The organism is Achromobacter spanius, from assembly GCF_029637605.1.
GTDB lineage: Bacteria > Pseudomonadota > Gammaproteobacteria > Burkholderiales > Burkholderiaceae_B > Achromobacter > Achromobacter spanius_E.
On sequence record NZ_CP121261.1, the window covers coordinates 3473903 to 3492450 of the forward strand.

The 18548-nt window shown below is 64.8% G+C and carries 13 protein-coding genes and 1 pseudogene; 7 read left to right on the forward strand and 7 right to left on the reverse strand.

Features of this window, described 5'->3' with window-relative positions:
- Positions 1 to 25: 25 nt before the first annotated feature.
- From P8T11_RS15490 to coq7, 6 genes are all read right to left on the reverse strand, one after another.
- The gene (locus P8T11_RS15490) at positions 26 to 1168 is read right to left on the reverse strand and encodes a glycosyltransferase family 4 protein (protein WP_268081125.1); all 1143 of its coding nucleotides are present in this window, start codon (positions 1166 to 1168) and stop codon (positions 26 to 28) included.
- Positions 1169 to 2518 (reverse strand): murein biosynthesis integral membrane protein MurJ, encoded by a 1350-nt coding sequence (gene murJ / locus P8T11_RS15495; RefSeq protein ID WP_268081124.1) that lies wholly within the window; start codon positions 2516 to 2518, stop codon positions 1169 to 1171. It abuts the gene before it with no gap.
- 1 nt (position 2519) lies between these two features.
- A complete protein-coding gene (locus tag P8T11_RS15500) occupies positions 2520 to 3545 on the reverse strand; it encodes an SDR family oxidoreductase (RefSeq protein WP_268081123.1) in 1026 nt (341 codons plus the stop codon).
- A gap of 10 nt (positions 3546 to 3555) precedes the next feature.
- On the reverse strand, positions 3556 to 4833 hold the full coding sequence (gene tviB / locus P8T11_RS15505; protein WP_268081122.1) for a Vi polysaccharide biosynthesis UDP-N-acetylglucosamine C-6 dehydrogenase TviB: 1278 nt from the start codon (positions 4831 to 4833) through the stop codon (positions 3556 to 3558).
- Between the two features lie 98 nt (positions 4834 to 4931).
- Positions 4932 to 6038, reverse strand: coding sequence for an MraY family glycosyltransferase (locus tag P8T11_RS15510; RefSeq protein WP_050448076.1), 1107 nt, complete (start codon positions 6036 to 6038; stop codon positions 4932 to 4934).
- 744 nt (positions 6039 to 6782) lie between these two features.
- Positions 6783 to 7460 (reverse strand): 2-polyprenyl-3-methyl-6-methoxy-1,4-benzoquinone monooxygenase, encoded by a 678-nt coding sequence (gene coq7, locus P8T11_RS15515; RefSeq protein ID WP_268081121.1) that lies wholly within the window; start codon positions 7458 to 7460, stop codon positions 6783 to 6785.
- Between the two features lie 122 nt (positions 7461 to 7582).
- Between coq7 and P8T11_RS15520 the strand changes: the two genes are divergently transcribed.
- The 4 genes from P8T11_RS15520 (at position 7583) to P8T11_RS15535 (ending at position 12137) form a co-directional block, all read left to right on the forward strand.
- Positions 7583 to 8026, forward strand: coding sequence for an OsmC family protein (locus tag P8T11_RS15520; protein WP_268081120.1), 444 nt, complete (start codon positions 7583 to 7585; stop codon positions 8024 to 8026).
- Between the two features lie 8 nt (positions 8027 to 8034).
- Positions 8035 to 9006, forward strand: a complete 972-nt coding sequence (locus P8T11_RS15525; protein ID WP_259250316.1) for a thymidylate synthase — start codon at positions 8035 to 8037, stop codon at positions 9004 to 9006.
- Between the two features lie 386 nt (positions 9007 to 9392).
- Positions 9393 to 11456 carry a putative bifunctional diguanylate cyclase/phosphodiesterase gene (locus P8T11_RS15530; RefSeq protein WP_268081119.1) on the forward strand — a complete coding sequence of 688 codons (2064 nt, stop codon included), beginning with the start codon at positions 9393 to 9395 and terminating at the stop codon, positions 11454 to 11456.
- 198 nt (positions 11457 to 11654) lie between these two features.
- Positions 11655 to 12137, forward strand: a complete 483-nt coding sequence (locus P8T11_RS15535; RefSeq protein ID WP_268081118.1) for a dihydrofolate reductase — start codon at positions 11655 to 11657, stop codon at positions 12135 to 12137.
- 226 nt (positions 12138 to 12363) lie between these two features.
- Here the strand turns inward: P8T11_RS15535 and P8T11_RS15540 are convergent, their stop codons facing one another.
- Positions 12364 to 13782, reverse strand: coding sequence for a PLP-dependent aminotransferase family protein (locus P8T11_RS15540; RefSeq protein ID WP_268081117.1), 1419 nt, complete (start codon positions 13780 to 13782; stop codon positions 12364 to 12366).
- Positions 13783 to 13945: 163 nt separating this feature from the next.
- Between P8T11_RS15540 and P8T11_RS15545 the strand changes: the two genes are divergently transcribed.
- The 3 genes and pseudogenes from P8T11_RS15545 to P8T11_RS15555 all read left to right on the forward strand — a co-directional run bounded on the left by P8T11_RS15545 (position 13946) and on the right by P8T11_RS15555 (position 18530).
- Positions 13946 to 15271: an aspartate aminotransferase family protein gene (locus tag P8T11_RS15545; protein ID WP_268081116.1), complete on the forward strand. Its 1326-nt coding sequence runs from the start codon at positions 13946 to 13948 to the stop codon at positions 15269 to 15271.
- Between the two features lie 116 nt (positions 15272 to 15387).
- Positions 15388 to 16770: pseudogene (locus tag P8T11_RS15550) on the forward strand (CoA-acylating methylmalonate-semialdehyde dehydrogenase); the annotation flags it as partial.
- Positions 16771 to 17021: 251 nt separating this feature from the next.
- Entirely contained in the window at positions 17022 to 18530 is a 1509-nt protein-coding gene (locus P8T11_RS15555; protein ID WP_268081114.1) for a M81 family metallopeptidase, read from the forward strand.
- Positions 18531 to 18548 lie beyond the last annotated feature (18 nt).

Below are 18548 nucleotides of genomic sequence, written 5' to 3' on the forward strand. Positions count from 1 at the left end.
AGCAACGGCGCGCGCCGCGCGGACCCTAGCGGCCCGGCTTGCGCACGCCGTCAAAAAGTTCTTGCCATTGCTGCAACACGCGCGCGGCGGAAAAGCGGTCGCGCACATCGGTTGCCGCTTGCGCCATCCGCTGGCGCCTTGCGTCGTTTTCCATCACATCGGACAGCGCCTTGCACAAGGCCGGCACATCGCCATTGGGCCGCACCAGCACGCCGTCGATGCCATCGCGCACGATCTCGCGCGGCCCGGTATCGCAATCGAACGAGACGGCGGCCAAGCCGCTGGCCATGGATTCAAGCAAGGTATTGGACAGCCCCTCAAAGCGCGAGGTCAGCACATACAGGTCTGCGCTGTCGTACCAGTCGCCCACATTGCCGGCGCGGCCGGGCATCGAGATGCGCGAGGCCAGGCCGGCCTGGTCGACTTGTGCTTGCAGCGCGCCGCGTTCATGACCTTCGCCCAGAATAACCAGATCCCAATCCGGATGCGATGGGGCCAGCTCGGCAAACGCCTGGATCAGCAAATCAAAACCTTTGTCGGCGTGCAACCGGCCGACCGCCAGCAGGCGCTTGCGGCCATCACCCGTGGTGGGAACCAACAGGGGTTCGGCGCGCGGCAAGGGCCAATGCACCGGGTTGGGGATGACGGCCAGGCGCGAGCCCGGCACGTGCCGTTCGATCCAGTCGGCCGTGCCACGAGTCAGCGCAACGACTCGCGCCGCACGTGGGTAGGCGATGCGGCGCAGGCGCTGCCACAGGCCGGACAGGGTTTGCGATGGCGGATGCGTGTGTTCCGTGGCGATCACCCGGCACGGAATACCCGCGCACGCCAGTACCGACAGCACCGACGCCGTGGTCATCATGCCCAGCACGATATCGGGGCGGAACGCCTTGACCACGCGGCGCAGCGCCCGCACGCGCTGCACGTTGCTCCAGATGCCGCGCAAGCCACCGCCCTCGCCCGCCGTATGCAGGACTTCGCGGCGCACCTTGGGATGCAGCGCGTAGACATCGCCGTCCGCGCTGGCCTGCGTCACCACCATGACCTCGCGGCCCATGCCGGCCCAGTGCGCGCTCAGGTCCGCGGCAACGCGCTCAGCGCCGCCGCCATGCAGCGAATGAATAAACAGCAGCACGCGCAATGCGCGGCCGGAGTCGGCGTCGGACATTCAATCGGCCTCCTTGGGTTCAGCCTTGCGCAGCGCCACCACCAGGTAGCACGCGAAGGACAGCACATACATGAGGCTGGTTGCCAGCATGATGCCGGCCGCGCCCATCTTGGGCGCCAGCACGGTGTTCAACACCGCTTTCAGCGCAAAGTTGGCCACGGCGATGGCGGCCATGATGCGGTAGCGGTTCTGGCTGGCCAGCAGTTGCACCAGGATCAGCACGCCAAAATAGAAAGGCAGTTGCAACAGGCCCCAGCGCAGCACGTGCGCGACGACCTCGGTATTCTCGGCGGTAAAGGCGCCGCGCTGGAACAGCACGGTCACGCCCCACGGGGCCAGCACCCAGCCGATGGCAACGACCACGGCGCCCGCGCCCACCATCAGCACGGACCATTTCAGCGCCATGCTGCGCGCGCGGGCGGTATCGCCGCGCGCCTGCACATCGGCCAGCACGGGCAGCGCGGCGCGCCCGACCGACACCGCGCCGATGCCAAGCAGCAACGACAGCAGCCGGCTGGCGTAACCCAGCGTGGCGTTGGCGTTGGCGCCCAGGTTGGCGGCGGCGTATTGGTCCAGCGGGCCGACAAAGCTCATCGCCACCTGGCCGATCAGCATGACCCCGGCGGCACCCATCAGTTCGGGCCAGTGCGGCGAACGCAGCGTCAGCCGTGGCGCGCCCCAGAATCCGCCATCGGCACGCGCGGCCAGCCACGCCAGCCACACGGTCTGAATGGCATAACCCACCAGCGTGCCCCATAGCAGCGGACCCACGCCGTCGGCGCTGACGGCCAGCATGACCCAGGCCAGTGTCGCCACGGCGGGCACGCTGTCCAGCAAGGTATTGACATGGCGTTCGTGCGCACGCAAGCGCGCGGCGCTGATGCCGGCGATGAGCAGCAGCGCCGACACCGGGGCAAAGGCGATGAGCAGGTCGCCCGTCATGCCGCGCACGCGCTCGGGCAAGCCCTTGCCCAAGGCGTCCACAACATAGGGCCAGGCGAACCAGGTTGCGATGGCCAACGCGATACCGGCCGCGGCCACCCAGCCTTGCAGTTCTTTGATGAATTGGTCGCGTTCGGCGTTGTCCGCGCGGCGCAGGCGCACCAGCACGGGAATCAAGACCACCGACAGCACGCCCACGATGGTGACCGGAAGCCACGTGGCCATGGTCATCGTGAACTGGTAGGCGTCCACGGCGTCGCTGACGCCGTAGCGATACGCCACCGCCATCTCTTTGATGGCGCCGGCCGCCTTGCCCAGCAGCAGGAACACCGCCACCCGGAACGCGCCCTTGAAGATGCGCTGGTGGTCCGGGTGGATGTTGCCGAGTTTGCGGACGAGTGCTTTCAAATCAACGCAGGAATTGCGTGTACCAGGGCATGGCCACTTCCAGGCCTTGCAGCACGGTGTGCGAAGGCGCGTAGCCCAGCAGTCGACCCGCCTTGCTGACGTCAGCCTGGGAATGGCGCACATCGCCAGCGCGGAAATCCGCGTAGACGGCTTGCTTGCCATAGTTCACGTTCTGGTTGCCCAAGGCCTTGACGAGGAAGCCGAACAGGTCATTCAAGGTGCTGCGGCCGCTGACGGCCACGTTGTAGACCTGGTTGCGGGCTTCGGGCGGCGCCATGGCGGCCAACAGGTTGGCCTGGACCGCGTTGTCCACAAAGCAGAAGTCGCGGCTGGTTTCGCCGTCGCCGTTGATGGTGACGTCTTCACCCTTGATCATGGCGGCGGTCCACTTCGGGATCACGGCGGCATAGGCGCCGTCCGGGTCCTGACGCTTGCCGAACACGTTGAAGTAGCGCAGGCCCACGGTTTCAAAGCCGTAGGAACGCGCGAATACGTCGGCGTACAGTTCGTTCACGTACTTGGTGACGGCGTAGGGCGACAGCGGCTTGCCGATGTTTTCTTCCACCTTGGGCAAGGCCGGGTGGTCGCCGTAGGTCGAGCTGGATGCAGCATAGACAAAGGACTTCACGCCGGCGTCGCGCGCGGCGACCAGCATGTTCAGAAAGCCGCCGATGTTCACCTCGTTGGTGGTGATCGGGTCTTTCAGCGAACGCGGCACGGAACCCAGGGCGGCCTGGTGCAGGACGAAGTCCACGCCCTCGGCCGCGCGTTGGCAGGCGGCCAGGTCGCGGATATCGCCTTCCACGAAGGTGAAGCGCGCCCATTGCTCGGCCGTGACCGAGGAGCGCACTTCATCCAGATTGCGCTGGTGGCCGGTGGCGAAGTTATCCAGGCCGGTCACGGTCTGGTCCAGCTTCAACAGCGTTTCCAGCAGGTTCGAGCCGATAAATCCGGCGCAGCCCGTTACCAGCCATTTACGCGGCGCGGCGGCCAGTTCCTGCTTGATGGTTTCATAGCGAGTGGTCATGGCGGAATCCTTACAGGCGCAGGTCGGATTCGGCGGGCGACAGCACGTACTTCAGGTCATACAGCACGTGTTGCGGCTTGCCCAGCTTGCGGATGCCTTCGGCGCCCAGGGCCTTGAATTGGTTGTGCGCCACCGCCAGGATCACGGCGTCGTACTTGCCCTCTTCCGGCTTGGCCACCGGGGTCAGGCCGTATTCGTGCACGGCTTCTTCCGGATCGACCCACGGGTCGTAGACGTCCACATCGACGTTGTAGTCGCGCAGCTCGCTGACGATGTCAACGATGCGGGTGTTGCGCAGGTCGGGGCAGTTTTCCTTGAAGGCCAGGCCCATGACCAACACGCGCGCGCCTTGCACATGAATACGCTGCTTGGTCATGCACTTGACCAGTTGCGACACCACGTAGCCGCCCATCGAATCGTTCAGGCGACGGCCGGCAAGGATGATCTCGGGGTGGTAGCCGATGGACTGCGCCTTGTGCGTCAGGTAGTACGGGTCCACGCCGATGCAGTGGCCGCCGACCAGACCCGGGCGGAACGGCAGGAAGTTCCACTTGGTGCCCGCGGCTTGCAGCACGGCTTCGGTATCGATGCCCATCTTGTTGAAGATCAGGGCCAGTTCGTTGATCAGCGCAATGTTCACGTCGCGCTGCGTGTTCTCGATCACCTTGGCGGCTTCGGCCACGCGGATGCTGGACGCCTTGTGCGTGCCGGCGGTGATGATTTCCTTGTACAACTGGTCGACCAGTTCGGCGACGTCGGGCGTGGAGCCAGAGGTGACCTTCTTGATCGTGCTGACGCGGTGTTCCTTGTCGCCCGGGTTGATACGCTCGGGGCTGTAGCCCGCGTAGAAATCCACGTTGAACTTCAGGCCGGACACACGTTCCAGCACCGGCACGCAATCTTCTTCGGTAGCGCCGGGATATACGGTGGATTCATAGATGACGATGTCGCCGCGCTTGAGCACCGCGCCGATCGTTTCGCTGGCCTTGACCAAGGGGGTCAGGTCGGGCTGCTTGTAGTCATCGATGGGAGTGGGAACGGTCACGATGAACACGTTGGCCTGGCCGAGTTCGGCGCGGTCGGCTGTGTAGCTCAGTTGAGCGGCTTCGGCCAGCTCTTCGTCGCTGACTTCCAGCGTGTGGTCGTGGCCTGCCTTCAAGGCGTCGATACGGCGCGTATTGATATCGAAACCGATAACCGAACGCTTCTTGCCGAACTCCACCGCCAAGGGCAGACCGACGTAGCCCAGGCCCACGACAGCGAGTTTCACATCTTGAATTCGCAACATAACTCTCCCTTCACCGTAAGACGTTTACGGCATTCTAAATATGGTCGGGTGATTGATGATTCACGAGCCCCGGCGGCAGTCGCCGGGGCACTCAACACTTAATCCGAGGTCTTCAACACGGACGGCAACAGCAGCCACCCCGGGCGACGCCAGGACACCAGGCGGGCGTACAGCCAGACGTAGACGCTGGCGAACACCACCAGGCTGGCGCCCAGGGCCCACGCGTTGTCCCACCAGATGGTGGCCGGCACCAGGCCGATCAGCGCCAGCACCCACATGTAGGGCGACGCCATCGCGTTGCACAGCGCGGGAACCGCATGGCGGCGGCCACGGCTGAAGGTCACGCGGACCAGCCGACGGAACACCAGTTGGTGCAGGTGCAGCGCGTCCGGCTGGTCAACCGGCACGCCACGCTTGAAGCGGCGGCGCCAGATCGAAAAACCGGTTTCGAAAACGGGGTAGAACAGCACGGCCAGCGCGTAGAAAGGCGACACCGAAGGATTGCGCACCACCAGCAACACGGCCAGCTCGGCCAGCATGAAGCCCAGGAAGTACGCCCCGCCATCGCCCAGGAAGACGCGGCCGAACGGGAAGTTCCAGACCAGAAAGCCCAGGGTGGCGGACGCCAGGGCGGCCGCGATCATGAAGATGGGCACGTCGCCCACTTGCAGCGCCACCAGGCTGATCGACACCGCCATCAGCGTGGCGACCATGCCGGCCAGGCCGTTCATGCCGTCCACGATATTCAACGCATGGGTACAGCCGCCCACCGCGAACATGGTGAACAGCAGCGATACGGGCCAGTAAGACAGCACGTAATCCACCGGGGCCATGCCGACACGGCTGACGCCGCCCAGCAACCACCAGGCAATCGCCGCCGACAGGAAAGCCGCCAGCAAGCGCTTGCTGGCGCCGATGTCTTTCGTGATGTCTTCAAGCAGGCCGGCCACGAAGACCGGCAGGGCGGCAACGAACAACGCCGGCCAGAGCCAGGTCAGCGTCATGTTGGCGGGGCCCAGCACCAGCAGGCCCAGCAGGGTGCCGGCCAGCACGGCCAGGCCGCCAACGCGGGGCGTGGCTCGGGAATGGTTCGCTTGCGGTTTGTTGAGGTCGCTGTCGCCGGTGAAGCGGCCATGCCAGCGCTCCGACCACACGATGAGTCCCCCCACCATGAACGCGACCACGCAGATATACAGCCAGGTCACTCGATCACCTTTCTTGGTCTATGGAGACAGGCCCGCCATTATCGGGGGCAGGTGTAACGCCCATATATGGGAGGGATAAGGAAGTGCAATTCACGGGCACGAAACGTAACTCCCGGGTCAGGGGCGTTCTTTCGCGCGGAAGTCCAGGATTCATGCAGGCGATTGTAGATCTTTCCGCTTGGGCGCATACGAAATATCCCAGGGAAAACGCGGAGGCCTCCATAGGGTGGAGGCGCCGTCATTCCAAGACGGCCGGCGGACCAGCCACTAAAATAGGGACGGATTGCACGCACGCAAAAAAAAGCCCGAGATCGTGAGATCTCGGGCTAAATCCACCAAAGGAGGAGGGTGGAGGAGACAACCGTGGCATGTTGGGAGCTGGCCTTCTGCTCGCTTTGCTGCCGGGGTTTTGCACCGCGCCGACTGCGTTTCAACATCCGATGTGTGAATATTAACGAGGTTTTTTGTGCGATGCAAGAATTTTTTTGATCTCTGTAAAAGGTCAAATTCTGCGTTGCGTTTTCGCTGCAAATCTAGCGCCTACCCCTTGGAAACCCGCGCTAACAAATGACTTGACCGAAAAAAGGGTTTTTGCCGAACGGGTAAACCCCTTGGGGATTTACCCTCGTCGGTGCCGGGTAATCCCGCCTGGATTCATGCACCATATTAGTGCTCTTCGCACCACGATGCGCCCACATTGGTGCAACGCAACATCGCTGTAAACCGCGACAAAACCGTCCCGCTTCAGATCCAATACGCCGTCGTGGTCATCACTTTGGACATCGCCCGCATGGCCGTCTTTACAGGGCCTGGCAGCGGTACGCCCCCCGCCCGCTCGGCGCTGGCCCGGTGTTCCGCTTCGTCGTCTTTCATCTTCCGGACAACCTCGCGCGAGCGTTCGTCCTGCACCGGCAAGGTGCGTAAATGCTCTTCCAGATGGGCCTCGACCTGCTTTTCGGTTTCGGCCATGAAACCCAGGTTGCGCGGCACGCCGGCGGCGCTGGCCAGCACGCCCAGGGCGAACGAGCCGGCGTACCAGACCGGGTTCAGCAGACTGGGCCGGCTGTTCAACTCCGTCAGGCGTTCGTTGCACCAGACCAGATGATCAACTTCCTCGGCGGCGGCATTCAGCAGCAGCGCGCGCGGGGCGGGTTCACGGCACACCGCGGCTTGACCGCGATACAGCGCCTGAGCGCAGATTTCGCCTACGTGGTTCACGCGCATCAATCCGGCGGCATGGCGCTTTTCCTCTGTCGTCAGCGTGTCGGGCGCTTCCGGCGCCTTGGCCGGATACGGTCGCCCGGCTGTGGCGCTGTTGGACAGGACACGCAAGGCGCGGTCGGCTTCGGCCAGCAGGGCATCCAGGGGGCCGACACGACGGCGAAAGGAAACAGGTCCGGATTGGGGCAAAGCGATGGACATGGGCGACTCCTCTGCAAAATGGGCCACACACCCCTGATGCGGGGCGGGACTCTCATGCCTGGAATTGTACGCAACGGGTATCATCGGCCATTGACTGCGCGCAATGTGGAAGGACACTAAAAATGGAATGCACGATAGCCTGGGGCGGCCCCAACGGCATGCTCTTTACCGCCAGCACTGGCAGCGGCCACGTGGCCGTCATGGATGGCGCAGTGGACGGCGGCGGACACAACCTGGCGCCCCGTCCCATGGAAATGCTGCTGGCCGGCACCGGCGGCTGCACGGCCTATGACGTGGTGCTGATCCTGAAGCGCGGACGCCACGCCGTTACCGGCTGCAGCGTCAAGCTGCAAGCGGATCGCGCCGACACCGACCCGAAAGTCTTCACCCGCATCCACTTCGCCTTCACCGTCACGGGCCGCAACCTGCCCCAGGCGGCGGTTGAACGCGCCGTGCAGTTGTCGCACGAAAAGTACTGCTCGGCCTCGGCCATGCTTGAGAAAACCGCGGCGATGACCTTTTCGGTCGAGATCGTCGACACCCAGGACGCGCCGGCCGCCGCCTGAGAACCGCCATGAAACAATATCTAGACCTCGTCCAATCCATCCTGGACACCGGCTCGTGGCAGGAAAACCGGACGGGCATCCGCACGATCAGCATGCCGGGCGCCTCGTTGCGCTTCGACCTGCAAAAAGGCTTTCCCGCCGTCACCACCAAGAAACTGGCCTTCAAATCCGCCATCGGCGAAATGGTCGGTTTTCTTCGCGCCTCGCGCAGCGCGGCTGAATTCCGCGAACTGGGCTGCAAGGTCTGGGACCAGAACGCCAATGAAAACAGCCAGTGGCTGGCCAACCCATACCGGGAAGGCCCGGACGACCTGGGCCCCGTGTACGGCGTGCAATGGCGCCAATGGCCTGCGTACAAGCTGCTGGACGCCAGCCGCCCGGCGCAAGTGGAAGATGCCTTGGCGCGCGGTTACGCCAAGGTCGCTGACCTGGAAGAAGGCGGCGTACCCAAGGTGTTGCTATATAAAGCAGTGGACCAGTTGCGCCAGTGCCTGGACACCATTCACGAACGCCCGGGCGACCGCCGTATCCTGTTCCATGGCTGGAACTGGGCCCAGATCGAAGAAATGGCGCTGCCGCCCTGCCACCTGCTGTATCAGTTCCTGCCCAACGCCACCACCCGCGAGATTTCGCTTTGCCTGTATATCCGCTCCAATGACGTGGGCCTGGGCACGCCGTTCAATCTGACGGAGGGCGCCGCGCTGCTGCATCTGGTGGGCCGGCTGACCGGGTACACGCCGCGCTGGTTCACCTACTTCATCGGCGACGCGCACATCTACGAGAATCACCTGCCGATGCTGCGCGAACAGCTCACGCGCGAGCCCTACGAATCGCCCAAGCTGGTGCTGTCCGACCGTATCCCGGACTTCGCCGTCACCGGGCGCTATGAGCCGGAGTGGCTGGAAAAGGTGGAACCGACCGACTTTTCCCTGTCCGGCTACACCCATCACGCGCCACTTACCGCCCCCATGGCCGTATAGGATCCCCCTCGGCTCGCCGGTCTTCGGCGGGCAGAGTAGCCGGCCTTGCAAGCCCCTTAAGTGAAGATTGGTGAGCATCTGGACGCGCGATTTCGGTATAACCCATCCCTTAGCTCAGGACGCGCGTCCAGAACCACGCGCGCGCCCAGGCTTCCGACCGGCTCATGCCGCGCCGCGCCCGCCACTTGCCGCAATAGCGCGCGGCGCCCCGGCGGCGCAGACCGCAGGCATTGCTTGCCACCTCCCCCTTCCCGACAAGAGAGTACGTAGATCGCCAGCGTCGACAGCAGCAATCGTCTTGCGAGCCAATTGCAACTGTTGACTACCAATTGAATTGATTTGAGGCCGGCGCGACGGCAGTAAGCGCTTAGGACAGGACCGCACAAATGCTCGTTGGAACTTATAACCCTTCGCTCGTCCTCGTATCTCTAGGGGTCGCCATCCTGGCGTCATATACGGCGTTGGGCATGGCCAACCGCGTGCGGGCCTCGAACGGGCTGCCGGCCGCGCGGTACTGGCTGGCGGGTGGTGCGTTCGCCATGGGCGTCGGGATCTGGTCGATGCACTTTGTGGGCATGCTGGCCTTCAACCTGCCCATCCCGATGGGCTACGACCTGCCGCTGACCATACTGTCGTTGGCCATCGCCATCGGCTGCTCGGCCTTTGCGCTGTGGATCGTGTGCAAGGACGAACTGCCTTGGCGCCGCTTGCTCAGCGGCGCGCTGCTGATGGGGGCCGGGATTGCAGCGATGCACTATCTGGGCATGGCCGCCATGCGCATGGCCCCGGGCATCGTCTACGACGCAAAGTGGTTTGCGTTGTCCATCGCGATTGCGGTGGTGGCCTCGGGAGCCGCGCTGTGGATCACCTACCGGCTGCGCCACGACGGGCCGCGCGTGGCCTTGTCGCGGCCGCTGGCGTCGGTGGTCATGGGCATCGCCATTGTCGGCATGCATTACTCGGGCATGGAAGCCGCGGCCTTCCCCGCCGGCAGCATCTGCATGGCGGCCGACGGCGGGATCTCGGCGGGCTGGCTGGCCATCGCCGTGACGGCCGTTACCTTGAGCGTGCTGGCCATTGCGCTGGTGGTGGCGGTGCTGGACAACCGGCTGGAGGCGCGCACATCGGCGCTGGCCTCGTCATTGGCCGAAGCCAATGAAGAACTGGTGCAGTTGGCCCTGCACGACACGCTGACCAAGCTGCCCAACCGCATCCTGCTGGAAGACCGCATGGAGCAGGCCATCGAGAGCGCGAGCCGGCGCAAGGGCTATTTCGCCGTGCTGTTCTTTGACCTGGACGGTTTCAAGGCGGTCAACGACGCCTACGGCCACCACACGGGTGATGCCTTGCTGATCGACCTGGCCCAGCGCATCCGCCAGGCCCTGCGCACGCAGGACACGGTGGCGCGCCTGGGGGGTGACGAATTCATCGTGCTGAGCGAAGTCATCGAGCCCACCGACGCCGCCAACGTAGCCGACCGGCTGATCGAAGCCATCGCGCGCCCGGTCATGGTCTATGGCCACGAAGTGCTGGTGACCTCTAGCGTGGGCATCGCCATCTACCCGAACGACGGCGAAGACACCCATACGCTGCTGACCAACGCCGACGCCGCCATGTACCACGCCAAGCGCCTGGGCGGCACCGGCTACAGCTTCTTCGAGCCGTCCATGAACGCGGACGCGCACGAGCAGATCGAGCTGCTGCACGACCTGCGCCTGGCGCAGGAGCGCGGCCAGTTCGTGCTGCACTATCAGCCCAAATATGAAGCCCCGGCAGGGCCGATCATCGGCGCCGAGGCGCTGCTGCGCTGGAACCATCCCACGCGTGGCCTGGTCGGCCCGGATCAGTTCATTCCCACCGCTGAAAAGACCGGCCTGATCCTGTCGATCGGCGAATGGGTGATCAACGAGGCGTGCCGGCAGATGCGGGAATGGATCAACGCCGGCCAGACGCACTGGACCATCGCCGTCAATATTTCGGCCTTGCAGTTTGCCCACGCCAGCCTGGTGGAAACGGTACGCGTGGCGTTGGCGCGGCACGACGTTCCCCCTTCCTGCCTGACGCTGGAAGTCACCGAGTCCACCGCCATGCGCGACGCCGAAGCCAGTCTGGCCGTGCTCAAGCGCCTGTCGGGCCTGGGCGTCACGATCTCGATCGACGATTTCGGCACGGGCTATTCCAGCCTGCTGTATCTGAAGCGCCTGCCCGCGACGGAATTGAAGATTGATCGTGGCTTTGTGAATCAACTCGAGAACGACAACGAGGACGCGGCCATCGTGGCGGCCATCGTCGCCTTGGCGCAGCAGTTGAATTTGCGCATCGTCGCCGAGGGCGTGGAAACCGCCGCGCAGCAGAAGTTCCTGACGGGGCTGGGCTGTGAAACCTTGCAAGGCTTTCTGCTGGGCCGGCCGATGCCCGCGACTGAATTCCTGGAACACGCGGCAACCTGAGGGTGACGTCGGCGGGGCCGGTGCCTGATGGTGAGTGCGGCGCCGGCAGGGCCGATGCCTAGTGGTGAGGGTGGTGCCGGCCGGGCCGGTGCCAAGTGGACGCCTCCTTGCAGACGCCCCGACGGACCATCGAATTTGCTACGCTTACGCCGTCGCGCGGGCCGACTTCCGGCCCCGCCCCAACCGTAGCCCACCCGCATGCCCGCCAGCCTTACCCTGATCGTCGCCTACTCCACCAATCGCGCCATCGGGCGCGACAACGCCCTGCCCTGGAAACTGCCGGGCGACCTGGCGCATTTCAAGCGCAGCACGCTGGGCCATCCCATCATCATGGGCCGCAAGACCTGGGATTCCCTGGGGCGCCCGCTGCCGGGCCGCAGCAATATCGTCATCAGCCGCAATCCGGATTTCAACGCAGCCGGCGCCACCGTGGTGCCGACGCTGGAGGCGGCCATCGCGGCTTGTGGCGATATGCAGGAAGCATTCGTGATTGGCGGCGCGCAGATCTACGCGCAAGCGCTGCCGATGGCACAACGGGTGCTGGCGACGGAAGTGCACGCCGATGTCGAAGGCGACGCGTTCTTTCCGTTGTTGCCGTCGTTTCAGTGGAAGGAAACGGGACGTGAAGCGCAGCCGGCGGAGAACGGCTATGCATATGATTTTGTGGTTTATGAGCGGTGAGGTCGATGGGTTGCGCGCGGTCGGCGATGGGATTTTTCTGACGTCTGTGCCGCGCTTCACCCATCCTACGCACATCCGCCGCGTTCAATCCGTAGGATGGGTGTAGCGCGGCACGCATTCAAGAAGGAGCCCCTCGCCAATCGCGCGAAACCCATCACGTCGCCCCGCACATCACCCGTCACGCCGCCTTGCGCATCGCCCGTCACGTCGCGTTCCGCATCGCCCATCAAGCCGCCCCCGCATTCCGCATGAACCGCCACAACGCTGGCGCCTCGGAATACGCCACGTTGAATCGCACCCAGGGCGTATCGGCCTCGTCCACATCGAAATACGACCCCGGCGCCAGCCAGATCCCGTCCTTCAAGGCCAGCTCCGCCAAACCATTGGCGCCACGCTCGCGCCACGTTCCCGCCACCTTCGCCCACAGGAACAAGCCGCCTTGCGGCCGGCCATGGATCTCGAAACCATGTTGCCGCATCTGCTCGGCCACCACCCCATGCGCCTCGGCCAGCCGTTCGCGGGTGCGGGCGATGTGCGCGCGGTAGCGGCCTTCGCGAATCACCTGGTGCACGATACGTTCCATGATCTCCGGCGACGTCAGTCCCACCGCCATCTTCGTGCGCGCAATATCGCGAACCAGATCGCGGTGCGCCACCACGTACCCCACGCGCACCGACGGGCTGATCACCTTGGAATACCCGCCCAGGTAGACCACCCGCCGCGCGCCGTCCAGCGCGGCCAGCATCGGTGTCACGCCCGGCGCCAGTTCGCGCGAGATATCGTCTTCGATCACCCACAAGCCATGCCGCTCGGCCGCTTGCAGGATGCGGAACGCATTGGCCATGCCGATGCTGGCGCCCGACGGGTTCTGCAACACAGTATTGATGAACAGCGCGCGCGGCCGGTGCAGGGCCGCCACGCGCTCCAGCGCCTCGCAGTCCAGCCCGTCCACCGTGCGCGGCACCGACACCACGCGCAGTCCCGCCAGCCGAAGCAGCTGCAACAGGTTGGCATAGGCCGGCTGCTCGACCACGACCGTGTCGCCCGGCCGCAGCAAGGTGCGGATCACCATGTCCAGGCCGTGCGTCACCCCTTGGGTCAGCAGCACCTGCGACGCTTCCACCTCCATCCCTTGTGCGCTCAGGCTGGCCGCGATGGTTTCGCGCAGCGGCGCATAGCCGTAGGGATGCCCGTAATTGGCGATGCGCATCGCCGGCACCCGGCCCATGTGGCGCAGGGCAACATGCAGGCCCTCTTCATTCAGCCATTCGCCGGGCAACCAGCCGCAGCCTGACTTGATGGGGATGGAGTGGTCGGCAAAGATGTCCGACAGCAGCCAGCCGGCGTTCAGGCGCGGCGGTTCCCATGACAGCGGCTCGCCCCGGCGGGCCGGTGCATCCGGCGAGGCCACCCGATAACCCGCGCCCGGCCGCGCGGCCAGCCAACCCAGCGACACCAGCCGGCTATAGGCGCTGGCCACCGTGAAGGTGCTGACGCCGTACTGGCGCGCGAACTCGCGCACCGAGGGTAGGGACATACCCGGACGCAGCGCCTGTTCCTCAATGGCGCGCAAGATGGCCGCGACCAATTGTTCCACCAAGGTCGGGGCCAGTCCGCGCGCGCGGTTGGGCTGAAAATCAATCACGTCGAAGATAACTGTACAGTTGCGGCACCTATGACTATACAGTTAGCGGTCTTTGCGCAGATCGTATATTTTCATTCCCCTGGGACGGACCAGAATCAACTGAATTCCGGCGTCAGCGCCTTTCCCCTTGCTGCACCGCCGTTTCGTTCTCCCTGGAGCCGCCATGAACGCCCCCGCCAATTTGCCCGACTTGTCCCATCTCTGGATGCCCTTCACTGCCAACAAGCAGTTCAAGGCTCACCCGCGCATGCTGGCAACGGCCAAAGGCATGTACTACACGTCGGCCGATGGCCGGCAAATCCTGGACGGCACCGCCGGCCTGTGGTGCGTCAACGCCGGCCACGGCCGCGAGGAAATCGTCGAGGCCATCTCCCGCCAGGCCGGCATCATGGACTACGCGCCGGGCTTCCAACTGGGCCACCCGCTGGCCTTCGAAGCCGCCACGGCAGTCGCCAGCCTGATGCCCCAAGGCCTGGACCGCGTTTTCTTCACGAACTCGGGTTCCGAATCCGTCGACACCTCCCTGAAAATTGCACTGGCTTACCACCGCGCACGCGGCGACGGCCAGCGCACCCGCCTGATCGGCCGTGAACGCGGCTATCACGGCGTGGGCTTCGGCGGCATTTCGGTCGGCGGCATCTCGACCAACCGCAAGACCTTCTCGGGCGCGCTGCTGCCCTCGGTTGACCACCTGCCGCACACGCACAACCTGGAACAGAACGCCTACTCCAAGGGCCAACCCGCCTGGGGCGCCAACCTGGCCGAAGAACTGGAACGCATCGTGGCGCTGCACGACGCCTCCACCATCGCCGCCGTGATCGTCGAACCCATGGCGGGCTCGACCGGCGTGCTGATTCCGCCCAAGGGCTATCTGGAAAAGCTGCGCGAAATTACCTCCAAGCACGGCATTCTGCTGATTTTTGACGAAGTCATCACCGCTTACGGCCGCCTGGGCGCCGCCACCGCATCCGAATTCTTCGGCGTCACGCCGGACATCATCGCCATGGCCAAGGGCGTCAGCAACGCCGCCGTGCCGGCCGGCGCGGTCGCCGTCAAGCGCGAAGTCCACGACGCTATCGTCAACGGCCCCGCCGGCGGCATCGAGTTCTTCCACGGCTACACCTATTCGGCACACCCGCTGGCCGCTGCCGCCATCCTGGCCACGCTGGACATCTACCGCCGCGAAGACCTGTTCGGCCGCGCCCGCAAGTTGTCGGGCGCGTTCCAGGAAGCCGCGCACAGCCTGAAGGGCGCGCCGAACGTCATCGACGTGCGCAACCTGGGCCTGGTTGCCGGCATTGAACTGTCGCCGCGCGCGGGCGCACCAGGCGCACGCGCCGGCGAGGTCTTCCAGAAGTGCTTCGACAGCGGCCTGATGGTGCGCTATACCGGCGATATCATCGCCGTGTCGCCCCCGCTGATCATCGACGAAGCCCAGATCGGCCAGATCTTCGAACAGATCGGGAAGATCCTGAAAGAAGTCGCGTAACGCCGATGATGACGCTGCCCTTGCGGCCGCGCCGCATCCCTTGACACCTCTTGCGGGCGGCCCTGTGCCGCCCGCAAGAGGTTTTTGAAGAATCACCGCCCAGAGCCTTTCGCACCATGAAGAAGATCTCCCATTTCATCAACGGCCAGCATTTCGATGGCCGCAGCAGCCGCTACGCCGACGGCTTCAATCCGGCCACGGGCGAAATCTGCTCGTCCATTCCGCTGGCCTCGACCGAAGACGTGGCGCTGGCCGTGGCGGCCGCCAAGGCAGCATTCCCGGCCTGGTCGGAAACCCCCGCGCTCAAGCGCGCCCGCATCCTGTTCAACTTCAAGGCGCTGCTGGACCAGCACCAGGACGAACTGGCCGAGCTCATCACCCGCGAACATGGCAAGGTGTTCTCGGATGCCAAGGGCGAAGTCATGCGCGGCATTGAGATCGTCGAATTCGCCTGCGGCATTCCGCAACTGCTCAAGGGCCAGTACTCGGACCAGATCGGCGGCGGCATCGACAACTGGAGCATGCGCCAGGCCCTGGGCGTGGTGGCCGGCGTCACGCCGTTCAACTTCCCGATGATGGTGCCGTGCTGGATGTTCCCGGTGGCCATTGCCTGCGGCAACACCTTCGTGCTCAAGCCTTCTGAACGCGACCCGTCGGCGTCCCTGCGCCTGGCCGAACTGCTGACCGAAGCCGGCCTGCCCGCGGGCGTCTTCAACGTGGTGCATGGCGACAAACTCGCCGTGGACGCGCTCATCGCGCACCCCGACGTCGAAGCCCTGTCGTTCGTGGGTTCAACGCCCATCGCCGAATACATTTATTCCGAAGGCACCAAGCGCGGCAAGCGCGTGCAGGCGCTGGGCGGCGCCAAGAACCACTTGGTTGTCATGCCCGATGCCGACCTGGACCAGGTCACCGACGCCTTGATGGGCGCGGCCTACGGCTCGGCCGGTGAACGCTGCATGGCGATCTCGGTAGCCGTGGCGGTGGGCGACGTGGCCGACAAGGTTGTCGAACGCCTGGCCCCGCGCGTGAAGGCGCTGATCGTCAAGGACGGCATGAACGCCGACGCCGAGATGGGTCCGCTGGTGACCGCGCAGCATCGCAACAAGGTCATGGGCTACATCGAAGACGGCATCGCGGCGGGCGCGGACCTGGTCGTGGACGGCCGGGGCCTGACCGTGCCCGGCAACGAAAAAGGCTACTTCCTGGGCGGCACGCTGTTCGACAACGTCAAGCCCGCGATGAACATCTATCGCGAAGAAATCTTCGGCCCGGTGCTGTGCATCGTGCGCGTGCCCGACTTCGCCAGCGCGGTTGAACTGATCAACGCACACGAGTTCGGCAACGGCGTGGCCTGCTTCACGTCGGATGGCGGCGTGGCCCGTGCGTTCGCGCGCCAGATCAAGGTCGGCATGGTGGGCATCAACGTGCCCATTCCCGTGCCCATGGCATGGCATTCGTTCGGCGGCTGGAAGCGTTCGCTGTTTGGCGACCACCACGCCTACGGCGAAGAAGGCATCCGCTTCTACTCGCGCTACAAGAGCGTAATGCAGCGCTGGCCCGACAGCATCGCCAAGGGCGCGGAATTCACCATGCCCGTGGCGAAGTAAACCGCCCGCGCGCCTTTACGTTTTTCAACGAACCGTATTCAAGAAGGATGCTTTACCCGGCTTTTGCATAGGGCGCGGCTTCGGCCGCGCCCGGCCAGTACCACGACACAGCAACATCAAACAACACAAGGGGATGCCTGATGCGCATCGGTATAGGCGGCTTTCAGCACGAAACCAATACGTTCGCGCCTTCGCGTGCAACGTGGGAAGATTTTGCCGAGAAAGGTGGCGGCTGGCCAAAACTGGTCAGCGGCCCCGCGATGTTCCAAGCCGTGGCAGGCGCCAACATTCCCGTGGCGGGCTTCATCGAAGCCATGAACCAGCACACGCTGGTACCCACCACCTGGGCCGCGGCCAGCCCGTCGGGCCCGGTCACCAAAGACGCTTTTGAACGCATCAGCGCATTGATCCTGCAAGGCTTGTCCGACGCGCTGCCGCTGGAGGGCGTGTACCTGGACCTGCATGGCGCCATGGTCACCGAACACCTGGACGACGGCGAAGGCGAACTGCTCAAGCGCGTGCGCGACCTGGTCGGCCCCGACGTGCCCGTGGTGGCCAGCCTGGACCTGCACGCCAACGTCACGCGCGCCATGGTGCGCCACGCCGACGCGCTCGTCTGCTATCGCACGTATCCCCACATCGACATGGCCGAAACCGGACAGCGCGCCGCGTCGCTGCTGTCCCTGCGGCTGGGCGGCATGCCGCGCCCGTACGCATCGCTGCGTGCCCTGCCCTACCTGATCTCGCTGTGCTGGCAGTCCACCGACATCGAACCCTCGCGCAGCCTGTACGCGCAAGTGGGCGAGATTGAATCGCGCGGCGCCACCAGCTTGTCGTTCGCCACTGGCTTTCCCGCCGCTGACTTCCCCGAATGCGCGCCCACCGTGTGGGCCTACGGCACGACACAAGCCGAAGCCGATGCCGCCGCCGCTGAAATGGCGCGCGCCGTGCTGAACGCCGAACGCGAATTCGGCGGCAAGCTCTACACGCCGGATGAAGCCGTGGAAGAAGCCATGCGCATCGCGCGCGACGCCAACAAGCCCGTCGTCATTGCCGACGCGCAAGACAACCCTGGCGCGGGCGGCAGTTCCGACACCACGGGCATGCTGCGCGCCTTGATCCGCCACGATGCACGCGACGCCGCCATCGGCCTGATCGTGGACCCCGCCGCCGCGCTCGCCGCGCACCGCGCGGGCGTTGGAAACAAGGTACGGATTGCACTAGGTGGACACTCGGGTATTCCCGACGACGAACCGCTGGACAGCGAATTCATCGTCGAGAAAACGTCAGATGGACGCTTCGATACGCACGGCGCTTTCTATCGCGGGTTTCACATGGACCTGGGCCCCAGCGCCTGCCTGCGCATTGGTGGCGTACGCATCATCGTCGCGTCGAACAAGGTGCAGATGGCGGACCAGGAAATGTTCCGGTTCGCCGGCGTGGAACCCACGCGCGCCGCGATTCTGGTGGTGAAGAGTTCTGCGCATTTCCGCGCGGATTTCACGGCCATCGCGCAAACGATCCTGGTCTGCGCCGCCCCCGGCTCCATGCTGATGGATGCGGCAAAACAACCATGGACACGCTTGCGTCCCGGTATCAGAATGGCGCCTTGCGGACCGGTGTTTTCCGGCCGAGCCGCAACTGCCTGACCCTCGCACGCCGCCATC